The following is a 19,017-nucleotide window of genomic DNA, read 5'->3' on the forward strand; positions in this document are numbered from 1 at the left end:
TTGGCTCTTTAAATAATATGAAAGATATCAGAACTTTATCACTAGACCAGCTTAAAGACTATTTTGTGTCTTTAGGAGAAAAACCGTTTCGTGCGAAGCAGGTGTATGACTGGTTGTGGAGTAAAAATCTCCACTCTATTGAGGAGATGACGAATCTTTCAAAACAGCTTCGAGATAGAATCTCTGAAGAATATACCATAAACCCCGTTTCTGTTGATTTACTTCAAAAAAGTTCGGACGGAACCATTAAAAACGGTGTGAAACTTCACGATGGCTTATTGGTAGAATCTGTTTTAATTCCTACAGAAACTAGAACAACAGCTTGTGTTTCTTCGCAGGTTGGATGTTCATTAAACTGCGAATTTTGTGCAACAGCTCGTCTGAAAAGAATGAGAAATCTTGAAGTTGCCGAGATTGTAGATCAGGTCGCTTTAATTGACAGCCAAAGTAAAATGTATTTCGACAGACCGCTTACCAACATTGTTTTTATGGGAATGGGGGAGCCGATGATGAATTACAAAAATGTGGTTGAAGCGATTAGAAAAATAACACAACCGGAAGGTTTAGGAATGTCTCCGAGAAGAATCACTGTTTCTACTTCGGGAATTCCAAAAATGATCAAAATGTTGGCTGATGATGAATTACGGGTGAAATTAGCATTGTCATTGCATTCTGCTATAGAATCTAAACGTAACGAAATCATGCCGTTTTCTGATAAATTTCCTTTAACGGATATTATGGAGGCACTTCAATATTGGTATAAAAAAACAGGCTCTGTGATTACCTTCGAATATTGCGTTTGGAAAGGAATTAATGACGGAGACGAAGATATCAAAGCTTTAATCAAGTACTGTAAACAGGTTCCTTCTAAAGTGAATCTTATCCAATACAATCCGATTGGTGACGGTAAATACGACCAATGCAACAAACAGGCAGAAGAAAACTATGTTCGTCAGCTTGAAAATGCAGGAATTACGGTAATGATCCGTAAAAGCCGTGGTGGTGATATTGATGCAGCTTGCGGTCAGCTTGCCAATAAAACGGTAGATTAAAATTTCATTAAAAAAATCAAAAAATACTCTTAACGATCTCTTAAAATTCTAAATTTGTACTAAACTAGTAGCAAATGATGGATTATTTTATGAGCGAAAATGGACTAGAAAGTGTATATGCTTGGGCTATTCCTGTTCACGCTGCGGTTATTTTGGCGGAAATGATTTACAGCAGTATCGCGCAGGCACATTTGTACAATCGAAAAGATTTACTGACCAATATATATCTTGCACTGATGAACTTTGGGTTGGATCTTGTGATGAAGACTTTCGCAATGGGCGTAATGTTCTTTTTCTATAGTTTCAGACTGTTCGATTTTGATATGAGCACTTGGTATTATTGGGTGCTGTGTTTCTTGGTGACAGATTTAGCGTATTATTTTCATCATTTCGTTGATCATAAATCAAGAGCTTTTTGGGCGGTGCATATTACCCATCATAATTCTGAATATTTTAATTTAACGACAGGTTTTCGAAGTCCGGTTTTCCAGCCTTTGTATCGTTATCTGTTCTTTTCTCCTTTAGCATTTTTAGGTTTTAATCCTTGGACGATCATGGTTTGCTATGCTGTTGGACAGGTTTACGGAACTTGGGTACATACACAAACAGTGAAAAAAATGGGATTTTTAGAATATATTTTAGTGACACCTTCTCATCACCGTGTTCATCATGGATGTAATATCAAGTATCTTGACAGAAATATGGGAATGGTTTTCATATTTTGGGATAAAATTTTCGGAACTTTTGAACCTGAAGATCCTAAAGTTCCTGTTAAATTTGGAATTTACCCTAAAATGCCGGATGACGGACCCATCACAACACTACTTTACGAATGGCAAAAAATTGCAAAAGACCTTAAACAACCCAATCTTACCATTAAAGATCGATTTAATTATATATTCAATTCTCCGGGATGGCGACACGATGGGAAAGGAAAAACGGTGAAAGATTATCAAAGGGAATATTGGGAGAAAAAAAATAGAAAAAAAGAAAAGATTCACGAAAAATCTGCATAATCAAAGATGAGCTTTTGCTCATCTTTTGTTTTTAGAGTATTTGTAGCGGTACTTACATAAAAACCTTAATTTTACGTTATGAAAAAGTTTTTCCTAGTCGTTTCTCTCTCTATTTCTACAATTTTATTCTCTCAACAAACTGATTTTCTAAAGATCAGAAAATACAGAGTGAATTATTTAGAGGCAAAAGTTCAAGAAACATCGGGATTAAGTCTACTGAATGGAAAACTTTATACTTTCAATGACAGTGGCAATACTCCTGATCTTTTTGAACTCAATAAAGAGAATGGTGAAGTTGCCCGAGTCCTTAAAACCAACTTAATCAATACCGATTGGGAAGCTTTGACAAATGATGGAGAAAACTTTTATATAGGAGACTTTGGGAATAATGCAGGTGCTAGAAAAGACCTTGTCATTTATAAAGTTCCTTATGGAAATTTTAATCAGATCAATACCGATAAAGTTTCAGGATCTGAAAGAGCTTTAGATGGTATTTCAATTCCGTTTTTCTATCCCGAACAAACTGATTTTACCCCAAAGAATCTAAAAACTGACTTTGATGCAGAAGCAATGATTTATTTGAATGGGAAAATTCATCTGTTTACTAAAGAATGGGCTTCAAAATCAACAACACATTATACTATAGATCCCGAAATTTCAGAAAAACAGGAAGCTAAAAAAATAGAATCTTTCAAGACCGATTTTGTTGTGACGGATGCTGCTTATTTTGACAATAAGCTTTATTTAGTAGGTTATACCAAGAAAACAGAAGTCTTCTTAAATATTTTCAAAGAAACAGAGCCGGGAATATTTTTAAAAGAAGATCCAGAGCATTATTATTTGGGAACTGCTCTTTCAATCGGGCAGATCGAAGGAGTAGCAGTAGATGAGCTGGGTGTCTATATTTCTGGAGAGAAATTCCATTCTCCTGTGGGAGGGGCAAAACAAAGCTTATATTTTATTCCAAAAGATAAACTCAAAGATTAATTTCCCTTAAAATTAACTTAAAAAAATTATCTTTGTGAGAATTAATAATTATTTATCCATCATTCGCAGATTGTGGCAAACATCGTAGAAGAAATCAAGCAACCGATCAATGAGGAAATGAAACTTTTCGAGCAGAAGTTTTATGAATCAATGCAGAGCAAAGTACCTTTATTAGATAAAGTCACTCGTTTTATCGTTACAACAAAAGGAAAGCAGATGCGTCCAATGTTTGTTTTTCTTTGTGCTAAGCTTATCGGAGATGTCAATGAAAAAACGTATCGTGGAGCTTCTATGATCGAATTGATTCATACCGCGACTTTGGTTCATGATGATGTGGTGGATGAAAGTTTTAAAAGACGTAATTTCTTCTCAATCAATGCATTGTGGAAAAATAAAATTGCGGTTTTGGTAGGAGACTTCCTATTGTCAAAAGCTGTTTTACTTTCTACGGATCATAAAGATTATGATTTGCTTGCCGTAATTTCAAGAACGATCCGTGAAATGTCCGAAGGAGAGCTTCTTCAATTAGAGAAAGCAAGAAAACTGGATATCACGGAGGATGTTTACTATGAAATTATCCGTCAGAAAACTGCTACTTTAATTGCTGCTTGTTGTGAGATCGGAGTACTATCAAATAACGCTGATGAACAATTGGCAAAAAAAATGATGGATTTCGGAACTTACACAGGAATGGCGTTTCAGATTAAAGATGACCTTTTCGATTACTTAAGTTCAAATGTCATCGGAAAACCTGTAGGAATTGATATTAAAGAGCAAAAAATGACATTGCCTTTAATTCATACCTTAAAAATAGCTAACGAAAAAGATAAAAAATACTATTTTAATACGATAAAACGTTATAATAATGATCAAAAACGTGTTAAAGAGTTGATAAATTTCGTGAAATCTTCTGGTGGACTTGATTATGCTATTTCTGTGATGAAAGATTTTCAGCAGAAAGCAAAAGATATTCTTAATGAATTTCCTGATTCTGAGCCTAAAAAAGCTTTACATCTGATGCTAGATTATGTAATTGAGAGAAAATTTTAATTAAATAATTCTCATTGTTACAATAATAACGGCTAAAACAATGCAAAATAAAGCGGTTAAAAATAAATAATCCGCAATGGTTTCAAACTTGGTTGCACGCTTTTCGTTCATTGATCTGATGGATAGGAAAGAGAAGAAGCAACTGAATGCAAAGCATAGACATGCTACTCCTGCAAATTCGTCCAAATGTGTACTATGACTCATTTTAGTGATCTTTAATGAGGTGATGATCACCAATGAAAACCCTAAAAGATTACTCGATGCGTTCAGTATATGTGTTGACTTTTTTTCCATCTATACAAATTTATCCAAAATAAAACACAATTTTTTTTATTATCAAATTTTTAAAAAAGATTAATAAAAATTAAAATTAATTTAAAAAGTGTATATTAGCAAAATACTTCGAGAATTTAAAAATTTTATATTTGGCTATGCAAACAACCTATATTGAAACACAGCAAATTTCTTTCCAAGATTTTAAAAATCAAATACTTGGAGACTACAAGTTGGGGAGGGTTTCTCGTGAAATGTCCTATTTAGGAAGAAGAGAAGTTCTTACAGGAAAAGCTAAGTTTGGTATTTTTGGGGATGGTAAAGAGCTTCCTCAGTTGGCAATGGCGAAAGTTTTCAAAAATGGAGACTTCCGTTCAGGATATTATAGAGATCAGACTTTTGCATTGGCTGTAGATGCCTTGACCGTAGAGAGTTTCTTTGCTCAGTTATATGCAGATACAAGTGTTGAAAGAGAACCTGCGTCAGCTGGAAGACAGATGAACGGTCACTTCGCCACAAGAAGTTTGAATGAAGACGGAAGTTGGAAAGATTTGACGGCTCAGAAAAATATTTCTTCAGATATTTCTCCTACAGCAGGACAAATGCCGAGATTATTAGGATTAGCTCAGGCTTCAAAAATATATAAATCAGTTAAATTCGATGGTTCTGAAAAATTCTCAAAAGACGGTAACGAAATCGCTTTTGGAACAATTGGAGATGCTTCTACAGCGGAAGGGCATTTCTGGGAAACTTTGAATGCTGCTTGTGCACTTCAGGTTCCTATGGTGGTTTCAATTTGGGATGATGGTTACGGAATTTCGGTACCTACAAAAAATCAGAGAGCAAAAGCGGATATTGCAGAAATGTTGAGCGGTTTCCAAAGAAAAGAAGGAGAAGCTCAAGGTTGTGAAATCATTCAGGTGAAAGCTTGGGATTATGCAGCATTATTGGATGCCTATGCAAGAGCAGAACAATTTGCAAGAATGGAATCTGTACCTGTTGTGGTTCACGTAATTGAAGTGACACAGCCACAAGGTCACTCTACTTCAGGATCTCACGAAAGATATAAGAATGAAGAGCGTTTAGCTTGGGAATCTCAGTTTGATGGCTTGGTGAAATTCAAAGAATGGATTTTAAACTATTCAATAGAAATCGATGGTAAAGAAGAAGTTTTAGCAACTGCTGAAGAATTGGATTCTATCGATGAAGAAGCTAAGAAGACTGTAAAAGCAGGACAAAAACAGGCTTGGGAAAGCTATCAGAAAACAATTATAGATTTAATCAGTTCAGTGTTACCTTTAGTTGAAAATATTAAAGGACAAAATACTGAAATTGAAAACTATATTAATCAGTTCAATAAATTAGTTTCAAAAGCTAAGAAAGATGTTTTCCATTTGGTAAGAAAATCTTTATTGGCTACAAGAGGAACAAATTCTGCGGAAAGAAACCAATTGATGCAGAAATACAATGAGATTTTTGAGGTTGAAAAAGACAATTATTCTTCTCATTTATACTCTCAGTCTCAGTGGAAAGCGGAGAATGTACAGGAAATCAAACCAATCTATTCTGATGCTTCGGAAGATGTAGACGGAAGAGTAGTGGTAAGAAATAACTTTGACAAGATTTTCGAAAAATACCCTGAAACTTTAGTATTTGGTGAAGATGCCGGAAATATTGGTGACGTAAACCAAGGTCTTGAAGGAATGCAGGAAAAGTATGGCGAGGTTCGTGTTGCCGATACGGGAATCCGTGAAGCTACGATTCTTGGACAAGGTATTGGGATGGCAATGAGAGGGTTGAGACCTATCGCTGAAATCCAGTATTTAGATTATATTTTATACTGTTTACAGGGAATGAGCGATGACTTAGCTACCGTTCAGTACAGAACTAAAGGAGGTCAAAAGTCACCTGTAATTATCAGAACGAGAGGTCACAGATTGGAAGGAGTTTGGCATTCCGGTTCTCCAATGGCGGGAATTCTAAACCTTTCTAAAGGTATTTTGGTATTAGTTCCAAGAAACTTGACAAAAGCAGCCGGATTCTATAACACAATGCTTCAAAGCGACGATCCTGCTGTGATTGTTGAATGTTTGAACGGATACAGATTAAAAGAAAAACAGCCGGATAACTTAGGTGAATTCACGGTTCCTGTTGGAAAAATTGAAGTGACCAAAGAAGGAGCTGATGTTACATTGGTAACGTACGGTTCAACTTGGAGAATTGTAATGGAAGCTGCGGAAGAATTAGAAAAACTTGGGATTTCTGCGGAAGTTATTGATGTTCAGTCATTAATTCCTTTCGATTTAACTCACGAAATTGCTGAGTCTGTGAAGAAAACCAACAGATTAGTCGTAATCGACGAAGATGTGGAAGGCGGAACCTCAGCGTTTATTTTGCAACAGATTTTAGAAAAGCAAAAAGCGTTCAGATTCTTGGATTCTGACCCATTAACAATTTCAGCAAATGATCACAGACCTGCGTATGCAAGTGACGGAGATTATTTCTCTAAACCATCTACAGATGATATGGTAGAAAAAATCTACGCGATGTTTAATGAAACAAATCCTCAGAAATATCCTGCGATATTTTAATTGAGCTTTTAAATAAATTTTGAAACCGCTTCTTTTTGGGAGCGGTTTTTTTGTTATAAAATGTCTTAAAATTTGTAAATTGTTTAAAATTAATAACTAATACAAATGATTGTCAAATCGAGCCGTGAAAATTTTATTAAAGAGAATTTTTTTGAATTGTCTTTTCGAGATGAAAAACCAGATTTTGAAAAATTTAAGACATTAAGCTCTGTCGAACTTCATTATCTTGTTGATATTTATAATTGGGATGATGGTGTTGAAGTTTTATTGTGGATTGTGAACTCTAACAAATGTGATAAAGCAACTGCTTTGATGATTTTTTGGAGAGCTTGTCCAGATTATTATCTTGAAAAAGAAGAAAACGAATTAGATGTTTATGAAAGAGAAATTAATCATTTATTGAAAACAATTATAGAATCTTTCAAATCCAATAAATTTAAAAGATCAATATTTAGCTACAATCCTCAAGAAGATTTTGAAATTGAGGAGGATCAAATCTTAAATTGGGGTATTCCAGTCGAGATGACAAAAATGATAAAAGGTCTTAAACCAATTTATTTAGGTACAATACTAAAATTTCTTAAAAATCAATAGTGGACTTTGAAACTCAATTACTTTGTAAAACCGTAGCATTCGGAGAATTTTTGAAATAAATAGAAAAGGCTGTCAAACAACAGCCTTTTTTATATTCTTTTGTTCTAAAAGAGTTTTACAATCTTTCTCTTTTTCCGGATCATATATATGATATTTCTTCTCCCATTCTTCTAATTGATACAGAATAGGTAATAATGCTAATCCTTTCTCCGTTAACGAATATTCAACTCTTGGAGGAATTTCTTTAAACTCTTCACGGATCACCAATCCGTCGGCTTCCATTTCACGTAATTGATCGGTTAAAACCTTTCTTGAGATTACATTAATGCGCACCGCAAGTTCTCCAAAACGTAATTTTCGGTCTTTGATCACCAATACAATAATCGGTTTCCATTTGCTTCCTAAGGCAGACATTGCTTTTCCTAAAGGGCAACTGTATGCCATTAATTCATTTTGCTTCATATGTTACTTTTACGTTACTAATGTAGGTTACTGCAAAGTTACCACTTTTTTAAATTCAAAAGATACAAAAGTGAACTATTATTAGTTACTTTGTGTAACAATTATAAAATATAGAGATAAAAATGAGCACAGAATCATTATTTAAGCCTTTTAAATATAAGAATTTAGAACTAAAAAATAGAATTGTAATGGCTCCGATGACCAGGGCACAATCTGATAACGGAGTCCCGACTCAACAAATTACAGAGTATTATGCAAGAAGAGCGGCTTCAGAGGTTGGATTAATTCTTTCTGAAGGAACTGTAATCAACAGACCGGGTTCAAAAAATATGCAGAATATCCCTGATTTCTATGGAACTGAGGCATTAAACGGATGGAAAAACGTTATTGATGCCGTTCATGAAAATGGTGGAAAAATGGGTCCTCAAATCTGGCATGTTGGAGATACAAGAAGTTCTGCAGACTATCCTTTGGTAGATATGGAAAAAGCTTCTACCATGACATTGGAAGATATTCAGGATACGATTGCTCAGTTTGCAGCTTCTGCAAAATCTGCAAAAGATCTTGGATTTGATGTTGTTGAGATTCACGGAGCGCATGGCTATTTGATCGATCAGTTTTTCTGGGAAGTAACAAACACAAGAACAGATGAATACGGTGGGAAAACATTAAAAGAAAGAAGCAAATTTGCAGTAGATATTGTAAAAGCAATCAGAGCGGCAGTAGGAGAGGATTTTACCATTATTATCCGGCTTTCTCAATGGAAACAGCAGGATTATTCAACAAAATTGGCGAACACACCGGAAGAAATGGAAGAATGGTTATTGCCATTAAAAGAAGCCGGAGTTGATATTTTCCACTGTTCACAAAGACGTTTCTGGGAAGCGGAATTCGAAGGCTCTGATTTAAACTTCGCAGGTTGGGCAAAGAAAATTACAGGTCAGCCAACAATCACGGTAGGTTCTGTAGGTCTTGAAGGAGATTTTATGGGAGCATTTTCAGGACAAGGAACTGAGAAAGCTGATTTAACCGAATTAACTAAAAGATTAGAAAGAGGCGACTTTGATTTGGTTGCTGTAGGAAGAGCTCTTTTACAGGATCCGGAATGGGTGAGAAAAGTAAAAGAAGGAAAAACAGAAGATCTTTTAGATTTCAAGGCTGAAAGTATGGCTGTTTTATTTTAAAAATCAATGATCAATGGTGAATTTGCTGCGTTTTCAGTTTGTATTTACTTGACAATTAATTATTCACTTACACAGTAAAGTTCTCTTTTGACTTTAATATATTTTTACCTATCAATTATTTTACACGGAACCGCTTCAGGATAATTACTTGAGGCGGTTTTTTATGATAGATGATATTTTGAACCGTTAAGATTTATTTTAAGGAGTTTAGATTTGTTAAGTTGGGCTTCGCTTTTAGATTAAAACTTAAAAATCAATTTGATTTTTCTTAATTAAACTTCATTTCTTAATTTCCTTAATGGTTCAAATAAAAATAAAACCGTTCTCAAAATTTGAAAACGGTTTCTTTAACAGATTTAAATATCTAAATTGCCTGTAAAGGCAAAAAGTGATTCTTATAAACCAATGTTCTTAGTAGGCTTCAATTGCTTTTTAATAGACTTTGGAAGCGCATTTTTGTGAACAAGAATTGCTGTTGATTTGTACTCAACATATGGTCTTGTTACATAGATATACCCTTCAAAATCATTCGTCACACCCCAAGAATTCTTTACCATATAATATTCTTTACCAGACTGATCTTTTGCCAATCCTACGATGTGCATTCCGTGATCATCTGTTGTAGAAAGGTTGTTCAAAGCCTTCTGACGCATATCTTCAGTGATCGTTTTGTCTTTTTTAGGCTCTGTAAATAAAGTTCCTTTGTTGTCTTTAGTGATTTGATCTAAATCCATATCCGGAACATAAGCCACTCCGTTTTTATAAGAGAAATATGGTTCTGAAACGTCTGTTGCCCAACCGATAGAATATCCTTTATCTACAGCATTATCAATAATTGCTGTTAAGTCTTTCATTGGTACATTCCAGTCAGAATCGTGGCTCCAGTTATCAGGAATTGGAACTACAAATTTTTGATAATAAGGATAATCTTTGTAAGAAGAGATTTCTACATAATCTTCAGGATTGATCCCTACCACTTCTTTAGCAAATGTTTGCGGAGTATAAGATTTTCCTTCATACGTAAAGTTGGTTGGAACTTTTCCTAAATATTCATCCAAAATAGCATCTACAGAAGCCATCCAGTTATCAGTTAACTTTCCTTTTGAAGCTGCCTGAACCAAACTGTCCAAAACTGGTTTTAATTTACCTTGCATTTCAGAGAAATTGTTTAATGTTTGTCCGGATTTTAATCCTGTGTAAACATCTTGTGGAACTGCTCCGTATTTTTTGTACATGTTAATAACGTCGTGCAATTCTCCTCCGTCTCCCCAACTGATGGCTCCATTATTTAAAACATATAATTTTGCTTTATCATGATAAGAATTTCTTGCAGTGAATATTTCCGCCAAATCAACAGGCTTTTTACCCATTCTCTGCATTTCAGATTCTAGGAAAGAATTCCCTGAATAGCTCCAGCAAGTTCCTGAAGAACCTTGGTTTTTTACCGAAGTCGCTCCTACGTCTTTCAACGTTGTAAACTGGAAATTAGCATTTTGAGACTGATTGTTTTTTAGCTTATTGATTAAGTCATCCTGAGCAAACATCATACTTCCTGCAGACAAAACAAAAAGTAATGACGCAATTTTGGTATTTTTCATTACTATAAAAAGATTATTTATATGAATAGTCGTTCATATTAAAGATTTGTTACAAAGGGAAAAGTTAAATTTAAAATTGAATTTTATGATTTAATTTTTATCCTGCAATAAATGTTTTTATAAGATCTGATTACCTATTCATTATGATTTTATAAGTTGAAAAAGAGCAGAATTTTATTACAAAAAAAATGCTCTCCGAAGAGAGCAGTATATGATAAGGTTGTGTAAATGGAATTATTTTTTTACAATTTTTTCTGTGACAGTAGAAGATTGGGTTTTAAGTTTTATGTAATATATTCCTGTTGAAAAAGAGGATAGGACTATATTCTCCTGTGTTGAACTAAAACTACCTTGTTTTATAAATTGTCCTGTTGCTCCATAAATTTCATAAGAAACCAATGGTTCTTTACTTTTAATATGCAAAATATCCTGTACAGGATTTGGATATAATTGAATTCCTGCATTAGCTGCAGTTTCTTCTACAGACATCTGGCTACATGCTGATTTAGCGTATTTTGTGAAAAAAGACTGGGACTTTCCTCCTGCTACATTAACCGCCATTGTGTTGACGTTATCATTAGGATCTGTAAATAATTGATCATGGAAAAAGCCTCCCACTATATAGTTACCATCTTGATCTGCTGCAATAGCTGTAAATTCATCTATAAATCCATAAGGACTAACAATCTCTGCAGCTCCTATTACAGCTCCGGTATCTTTATTAAGGCGAACTAATAAAGGGTCGGAACGATCTCCGTTAGAGCGAGTCATTGTATAGCTACCCCAGATATCAGACCAGCTTCCTTTTGCAAATGCTATTTCATTTCCATTAATAGCAATTGTTCCTTTGGTAAAGCGATATCCAAACTGAAGACCAGACATTGCTTCCGGAGTTCTTGCCCACTGTACGGTACCCGAAGCATTGATCTTCATAACAAACGGAACAGCTTCAACATAATTTCTTAATGGAAAAGTATAGCTTCCAAAGGTTGCAGGGACGGTTATTCCATTAAAATAACGTCCTGAAATGTAAATATCTGAAGTAGTTGGATCTTTTATAATAGAATGAATTTCATCATCCGTAGCTGTGGAACCATTGTTAATTTCTCTTCTCCATACCTCAGCTCCGGTACTCCCATCAAAAGCCAGCACATAAGCTTCTTTTATAAACGGAACATTATTGTAGGAAAGATCAGCCATGTAACCGAATCCCGGAGACATTCTTTTACCTGCCAGATAATAGCGATTTAAACTTTCATCGTAGACTAAATTAACTGTCCCTTCTCTTCCTACAATATTTATTGCATCTCCGGTAATAGGAAGAAGTAAGGGAGTGGCAAGTGTCATATTACCATTGTCATAATTAAACTTTACAGCATAATACTGATAGCTTGATGTATAGGTGGAAGGTACAGTAATCAATCCATTTAAATGTGTTCCAGCTCTGAAGCCCATAACAGCATGAATGTTTTTGGAAGAATCCATATACATCATTTGAACATCGCACATACGGGAAAAATAATTAACATCCCCCTGTAAAGATTTACTCCACGCTAACGTACCGTCCGAAGTATTATATTTTAATAGGAAAGCTGCTTTGTGAGCGGGCTCTATGGTTTGATCATAATAGGTATACAGAGGCTGTGTATGGGTGTCATCGAAATGTACCGGAACTGCATTAGGATCCCCGACATACGAATTGTTATAAATCGTAGCCAGAATATATAATCCCCCGTTATTATCCACTTTAATATGCCATGCATTTTCTCCGTCTCCTGTACCTCCGATTGGTCTTGTCCATCTAATATTTCCTGAACAATCAGTTGAGAAGAGAAAAAGATCACTAAGACCGTAATTGGTTACAGGTGTACCATTCAGGTTTTGTTCCTGTTGGCGCATTGTTGCAAGATAGTAGGTATTATTGTTATTGTCCACTACAATATCTCTTATAGATTCGTCAAATACATAATGAAACCCCGGATCAGCAGAGCCTGTTAATCCTCCTGCCTGTTTTCCCCATTGCCATTGATATGTCTGACTACAATATAATACGGGTAATAGTAAAAAAAGTACCCATCCTTTTTTATTCTGAGCCATTATGAAAGTATTTATTCTATTGCAATATTTCATGAAAAATAATATTTTATCTAAAACTTGAGGCTGAAAAAAAGGTTTAATAAAATTCCTCTGTAGGATTTTGTTAGAATGAATACTTTTCATGATTATTTGATGTTATTATTTTTTTCGAAAGTAATCAATTAAAAAATATAAAATCATAATTCAGTGAAATAATTGTGTTTTTAGTAGCAATTGCCTTTACATATTGTGAATTCATAAACTAATTACTTAGAAAAGAAATTTCATATTTTTAAAAAAAAGTTTTACATGTTTCCAACCCAATCCAACACTTCTGCATCTATTAGAGTATAAAGCGAACCTATGGAATACGAATTACTAATAGGATGTCAACGGAATGACCGCAATGCACAGCGGAAGGTTTACGAAAAGATGGCGGGTAAACTTTACTCAGTTTGCAAACGTTACCTGAAAAATGATGAAGATATAGAAGAAGTATTGGCCGATACTTTCTATAAGATCTTTACGAAACTTAATCAGCTACAAAATCCCGAGATTTTTGAAGCGTGGGCAAAAAAAATTACGGTGAATGAATGTTTACAGAAACTGAGAGCGATGAAAGCACTTCATATTTCTCTGGATGAAAACCTGATTGAGTCCTCAGATATTCCTGTAGAAAGTCTTTCTTTCGAAAAAGATATTCTCAAACTACTCAACTTTCTTCCGGAAGGTTGCAGAGCGATTTTTAATCTTTTTGCGATTGAAGGATATCCGCACAAGGAAATTGCTACCATGCTTTCAATCAGTGAAGGAACTTCAAAATCACAGCTGAATTTTGCAAGAAAAAAGCTTCAGGAACTTTTGGTTAATCACAACATTTAAAACTTTACAACAATGGAAAATAATCACGATATCGATAAAAAATTCAATGAGGCTTCTAAAGCGGAAGAACCAGCGACTTTTCCTGGTTTTGATAAAGTTTGGGCTCAAGTTGAAGAAAAATTAGAGACAAAAGAAAATAAAAAAAGGATCATCCCGATCTGGCTTCCTTATGGAGTTGCAGCGAGCTTAATTATTGGATTGGGAGCATTCTATTTTATTAATAAAAATGATGTTTCGGAAATTCAAAAACCTGCAATTGCTCACAACACGGTTTCTTCTAAAGTGAATTCAAATGTTCAGACAATTGATAGTACGGTAAAGTCTAATATTGAAAAAGAAGATAATGGTTTAAAAGAGCATCAAAATCAAAAAATATTAGCTTATGAAGATGCAAAAAGATTGTATAATCCTGAATCAGGTTTTGTTTTTGAAGAAAAACCATTAATAAATCGCATTAAAAATTATAAAATAAAACCAATAGCAATTAATAAAGAAGTTGCTTATGTTCCTGTAGACAGTGGCTACAAAGAAAAAAATATTGAAGAAGTTGTAGTGCTTGGATACAGTAAAACAGTAACCAGATATAAATCTGTATCATCAACTTCAACTGTAAGTGGAAATCTTATTGCTAGTAATTCATCAAGTGTAGGATTTTTAAATTCTTTAAGTGGAGAAGCTCCAGGGTTATCAATCAGTTCTGGTTCAGGTAGTCCGGGTTCTTCTAAAAACGCTATTCGTATTCGAGGAGTTGCTTCAATTAAAGAAAGTTCAGAACCTTTATATATTATTAACGGTGAAATCGCAAACGGAGAAAAATTCAAAAAACTAAAACCTGAGAATATCAAGGAAGTTTCAGTGATAAAAGATGCTGCTGCAACTTCTGTATATGGAAGCAGAGCGGCAAATGGAGTTATTGTAATTTCTACTAAAGATGCATCAAAATCAAAAAATAAAAAGTTTGATAAGTTTCTGAAAAAACTTTTCCCAAAAGCAAAAACAGATATTATAGATAAGGCGGAAGAAAAAGAAGAAATACTTCCAAAAGCCGGACAACTTACTGCGGGAGAAGCAAATGATTTTTCTAAATGGAATTACTGGATGGATATTGCCGTACCCACTTTGGAAAGATATAAAAATGAATGGAAATTTTTCCCTGAAAGAAGAGTATCTGTACAATTGGTTAATAAAAATAAAAAACCAATCGTAGGAGAAAAACTAAAATTAGTTAATGACAAAAATGAAGTTATCTGGGAAGCCATTACCGATAATCTGGGGAATGCAGAGTTATGGATTGATCCACTTACTAGCTCTGAACAAAAAATTGGGAAATATATTTTGACAGATCGCTCAAATAATATTATCAGCAATCAGCCTAAAGAATTCAAAAACGGACAAAACCTTATTATTCTTGATAAACCATGTACTGAAAAAAGAGCTTTAGATCTTGCATTTGTAGTTGATGCAACAGGCTCGATGGGAGATGAAATCGCCTATTTGCAGTCTGAGCTTCTGGACGTTCTTAAAAAAGTTGAATCTAACCTGAAAAATACTGAGGTAAGATATGGTTCTGTTTTTTACAGAGATCAAGGAGATGAATATGTGACCAAAAAGTTTGATTTTAATGACAATGCCGATCAGCTTTTGAAATTTATTAAAGAGCAAAATGCTGCAGGTGGCGGTGATTTTCCTGAAGCTGTAGTTGAAGCAATGGACGTGTCTGTAAATGAACTGAAATGGAGCACAGAAAATTCTACCAAAATCATATTTTTAATTCTTGATGCACCGCCACATCAATCGGAAGAAAATATTGACAAGCTTTTTAAATATATAAAAACCGCATCTCAGAAAGGAATAACTGTTATTCCTCTATCCGCAAGTGATATTGATAAGCAGACAGAATATCTGATGAGAACTTTTGCTCTAATGACGAACGGGACTTACATTTTTCTTACCAACCACAGCGGAATCGGAAACAATCATATTGAACCTACAGTAGAATCTTATGAGGTAGAAAAATTGAATGATCTTCTTCTGAGACTTATTTTGCAACGCGCAACACTTACCGAATGCAACAAAAATACTTCTCAAAATTATCTGAATAAAAAACTGGAAACAGAAGCAGATGTCAACGCTGAACATCAAATCAAATTATTTCCGAATCCTACTAAAGGTTCGGTAAGCATTATTTCAGATTTTCCGATTGATGAACTGTATGTATATGATTTGGCAGGAAAAATTATCATGAAAAAGGAAAAACTTTCAGGAAAAAGTATTATTGATATTTCATCTTATCCTCAAAGTGTTTATCTCATCAGAGCCAGAACAGAAAAAGGATGGGAAACCTTTAAAGTCATTAAAAACTAATACAAAAGAAGGTTTCAAAAAAAGAAATTTCTCCGGGGATTTCTTTTTTTTCTCTATTTTTAGAAATATTATCAAGGATGAAAAAAGTTTATCTGTTATTGCCTGTATTTGTGGTGCAGTTTGCCTTTGCGCAGGATTCTCAGGGTTATTTTTCGGGAACATTTTATAATGAAAAAAAGAAACCTCAAAATTTTCTAAAGATTTTTAATAAAAATAAAGGTGTTTATGAACTAACCGATGAGAAAGGCTTTGCGATTATTCAGGCTAATGTAAGTGATACTTTGGTTTGGAATAACGGAAAAAATATTCAGGTGATTTATAGTGTTTATGAATTAAAAAATATTCTTGAAAGCAGAATAAATAGAAGATATGTTGAAAACATCAGTTCTAAAGATTATGACAATCTGATAAAAAAGACTGAAGCAGATGAATTTAGTATTGAGAATTCTTACGATTCTTTAAGACAGAATGCAGGATATAATATTTCGGATGTCAGAAAATTAAAATTAAAGTCAGATTCTACCTACAAACTCAAAAGTCAGCCGACAAAATATCTTGTTTTTAATGGAAGTTTCAGCTCATCATTAGATATAAAAAATAGAAACAGAATTCCCAAAACTCAAAACAGATATGTTCAGGGAAGATGTGAAAACGGTTCGTTGGTTTGGAAAGGTCCTGAAACAGGCGAAATGTTCAGCTTCGGCCCCGATATTTCAACTTTAGGTTACAACGGACAACCTTATGAATATGATAGTAATGGACAATTGGTCAATTTATCAAACGGAATTTCTCCTGCAAAATCTTACAATAACAATCTCTTCAAAACGACAGTCGGTTACAGCAATCAGTTGAATGTAAATGCAATCATTAGAAGTGGCGGTTACAATGAAGATGCACGACTTTTATTAAGTATGGGGCAACAAAAAGACCAGATGTATTTTATAGATCAGTTTGATATTGTAAATTTTTTTAAAGCTAAATTCAGTACGGAAATTTTAAAATTTAAAATCAATGCAGGATTTAATTATGAAGAAAATAAAGCAACCAATACCAATAGAATAGGGCTTTTCAATCGAGCTTATCAGAATTCTCTTCTTACTCCCGTATCATTTTCAAATCAGCAAAATGCTTATCTGAATAATGGTTTGCAGAGAAGTTACAGTTTGTTTGCGGACAATCCGGAATTTCTTTTTAAGCAGGAAAATAAGTACAATTATTGCGAAAATGTAAGACAGCTTAATTTTGATCTGAGTAGACAATGGAGAGGTTTTAAATTCAATATTAGTCAGGCTTATGATAATCAGGGTATGATGCATCGAGATGTTTACAAGGTTTCAACAACTGGTTTTCAAAACGGACTTTATAATGTCAGAAATCAGCAAAATGAATTTTATAATTCAAATATTTCGGCGACTTACGAGTTACAAGGTGGCGATTTAACGAATAAATTCAGTTTAAATCATATTTTAAATGATAGAAAAATCAATGTGAGTCATAGTTTAGACAGAAATTATTTTTATCAACGAACTTCACAGGATTATATTTTTAATTATAATTTGGATTACGAAGATTATGATGACATCGAATTTGGAGTAAACCTTGGAAACTCATTTTACATCTCAAATACTTCTCTGAAAAACAATTATTGGTTACCAAAAGCAAACAGCTATTTTACTTTTAAAGACATCTTTGGTTGGAATAATACAGACTTTCAGGTTTTGGGAGCTTACACACAGTTAGCAGCCGAACCTGAGATTTCAAAATCATATTCTTCGTATGCAACAACTCAGTTTTCTGCTCAGAATGCCCAATTTTATTTTCCTTTAAAAGAGGTTGAAACATTTAAAAATCTTTCGAATATTAATGTGAAAGAATGGAAAACGGGATTTAAATTTATTATCAACCATAAAATGAATTTGACTGCGGAATACTTTAACCGTAAAATTTCTGACGATGTATTTCCTGTATTTGAAAATCAGAATTTAGTATTAAAAAATTTAGCAGAACATACTTATGATGGTTATGAAGTTAATTTCAATTATGATAATATTTATCGCAGATACAATTTTGCTATCGGTAGCAAAGCTTCATTTTTTAAATACCAAGATATTGTGAACCGTGTAAATTCAGGATATAATAATCTGATGATTTCTGGTTTTAATGATATTTATAAAACACTATCCGAAGGTCAGGTTTTAGGCGCAGTTGTGGGAAGTTATTATGAAAGAAATGCAGAAGGAAAAGTAGTTATTGATGATAATGGTTATCCAATTAAAGCTTCCGGAACGAAAATTATTGCAGATCCAACTCCTGATTTTGTGATAAAATTTTCGCATAACATTACTTATAAAATGTTTGCTTTAGACATCAATTGGGAATGGAAAAAAGGCGGACAAGTCTGGAATGGAACTCAGGCTGTTCTCGATTATTACGGTCGTTCTCAAACTTCGGGAGATGAAAGAAATATTAAAAATTATGTTTTTGAAGGCGTCAATTCTAACGGCAATATCAATCAGATTCCTGTTGATTTTTACAATCCTAATCAGGCAGTAAGTGAAAATCGATGGACGAGATATGGCTTGCTTGGTGTTGGTGAAAACTATGTGCAAAAATCTGATTACATAAGGATTAATGATATTACACTTTCCGCATATTTTGATATAGGGAATTTCAGAAGAGCTTTAGGTGTAAGTTTTTATGTAAACAATATTTTCCTTTGGCAGGCAAACAGGGGGGTAGATTCTAATCAGAATTTTTATGATTTTGACGACAGCAGAGGTTTGGATTTTTTCAATCTGCCGTCTTTTAAAACCTATGGTTGCACAGTTTCTTTTAAATTTTAATTGAATTTATCCGTAACCAAAAAGTATTTCAAACTTAAAATGAAA

Annotated in this window: 14 protein-coding genes; 10 read left to right on the forward strand and 4 right to left on the reverse strand. The window is 33.8% G+C overall.

The features are described 5' to 3' along the window. Positions 1–17 precede the first annotated feature (17 nt). From rlmN to RM51_RS08685, 4 genes are all read left to right on the forward strand, one after another. A complete protein-coding gene (gene rlmN / locus RM51_RS08670) occupies positions 18–1,052 on the forward strand; it encodes a 23S rRNA (adenine(2503)-C(2))-methyltransferase RlmN (RefSeq protein WP_039367596.1) in 1,035 nt (344 codons plus the stop codon). Between the two features lie 74 nt (positions 1,053–1,126). Further along, positions 1,127–2,068: a sterol desaturase family protein gene (locus RM51_RS08675; protein ID WP_039367599.1), complete on the forward strand. Its 942-nt coding sequence runs from the start codon at positions 1,127–1,129 to the stop codon at positions 2,066–2,068. Positions 2,069–2,146: 78 nt separating this feature from the next. Then, the gene (locus tag RM51_RS08680) at positions 2,147–3,055 is read left to right on the forward strand and encodes a hypothetical protein (RefSeq protein ID WP_039367602.1); all 909 of its coding nucleotides are present in this window, start codon (positions 2,147–2,149) and stop codon (positions 3,053–3,055) included. 72 nt (positions 3,056–3,127) lie between these two features. After that, positions 3,128–4,105: a polyprenyl synthetase family protein gene (locus RM51_RS08685; RefSeq protein ID WP_039367605.1), complete on the forward strand. Its 978-nt coding sequence runs from the start codon at positions 3,128–3,130 to the stop codon at positions 4,103–4,105. On the opposite strand, the gene RM51_RS08690 is transcribed toward RM51_RS08685, so the two are convergent. Next, positions 4,106–4,399 (reverse strand): hypothetical protein, encoded by a 294-nt coding sequence (locus RM51_RS08690; RefSeq protein WP_039367608.1) that lies wholly within the window; start codon positions 4,397–4,399, stop codon positions 4,106–4,108. It lies immediately after the preceding gene. A 137-nt stretch (positions 4,400–4,536) separates the two neighbouring features. On the opposite strand from RM51_RS08690, the gene RM51_RS08695 reads away from it, so the two are divergent. Together RM51_RS08695 and RM51_RS19085 are read left to right on the forward strand one after the other, a co-directional pair. Beyond that, positions 4,537–6,969, forward strand: a complete 2,433-nt coding sequence (locus RM51_RS08695) for an alpha-ketoacid dehydrogenase subunit alpha/beta (RefSeq protein ID WP_039367610.1) — start codon at positions 4,537–4,539, stop codon at positions 6,967–6,969. A gap of 105 nt (positions 6,970–7,074) precedes the next feature. Beyond that, positions 7,075–7,563, forward strand: coding sequence for a DUF4274 domain-containing protein (locus tag RM51_RS19085; protein ID WP_052248439.1), 489 nt, complete (start codon positions 7,075–7,077; stop codon positions 7,561–7,563). 72 nt (positions 7,564–7,635) lie between these two features. Here the strand turns inward: RM51_RS19085 and RM51_RS08705 are convergent, their stop codons facing one another. Continuing rightward, on the reverse strand, positions 7,636–8,007 hold the full coding sequence (locus RM51_RS08705; protein ID WP_228375793.1) for a winged helix-turn-helix transcriptional regulator: 372 nt from the start codon (positions 8,005–8,007) through the stop codon (positions 7,636–7,638). 140 nt (positions 8,008–8,147) lie between these two features. Between RM51_RS08705 and RM51_RS08710 the strand changes: the two genes are divergently transcribed. Further along, positions 8,148–9,209: an NADH:flavin oxidoreductase gene (locus RM51_RS08710; protein ID WP_039367617.1), complete on the forward strand. Its 1,062-nt coding sequence runs from the start codon at positions 8,148–8,150 to the stop codon at positions 9,207–9,209. A 395-nt stretch (positions 9,210–9,604) separates the two neighbouring features. On the opposite strand, the gene RM51_RS08715 is transcribed toward RM51_RS08710, so the two are convergent. Next, complete coding sequence (locus tag RM51_RS08715; RefSeq protein WP_039367620.1) at positions 9,605–10,807, reverse strand: C1 family peptidase; 1,203 nt, start codon at positions 10,805–10,807, stop codon at positions 9,605–9,607. 234 nt (positions 10,808–11,041) lie between these two features. After that, complete coding sequence (locus tag RM51_RS08720; RefSeq protein WP_039367623.1) at positions 11,042–12,904, reverse strand: T9SS type A sorting domain-containing protein; 1,863 nt, start codon at positions 12,902–12,904, stop codon at positions 11,042–11,044. Positions 12,905–13,246: 342 nt separating this feature from the next. On the opposite strand from RM51_RS08720, the gene RM51_RS08725 reads away from it, so the two are divergent. The 3 genes from RM51_RS08725 to RM51_RS08740 all read left to right on the forward strand — a co-directional run bounded on the left by RM51_RS08725 (position 13,247) and on the right by RM51_RS08740 (position 18,972). Then, positions 13,247–13,765: an RNA polymerase sigma factor gene (locus RM51_RS08725; RefSeq protein WP_039367626.1), complete on the forward strand. Its 519-nt coding sequence runs from the start codon at positions 13,247–13,249 to the stop codon at positions 13,763–13,765. Positions 13,766–13,777: 12 nt separating this feature from the next. Next, positions 13,778–16,129: a TonB-dependent receptor plug domain-containing protein gene (locus RM51_RS19090; RefSeq protein ID WP_052248440.1), complete on the forward strand. Its 2,352-nt coding sequence runs from the start codon at positions 13,778–13,780 to the stop codon at positions 16,127–16,129. A gap of 77 nt (positions 16,130–16,206) precedes the next feature. Further along, positions 16,207–18,972, forward strand: coding sequence for a hypothetical protein (locus RM51_RS08740; RefSeq protein WP_039367629.1), 2,766 nt, complete (start codon positions 16,207–16,209; stop codon positions 18,970–18,972). Positions 18,973–19,017 lie beyond the last annotated feature (45 nt).

Origin of the sequence: Chryseobacterium taiwanense, assembly GCF_000813825.1 — a bacterium.
GTDB classification, from domain to species: domain Bacteria; phylum Bacteroidota; class Bacteroidia; order Flavobacteriales; family Weeksellaceae; genus Chryseobacterium; species Chryseobacterium taiwanense.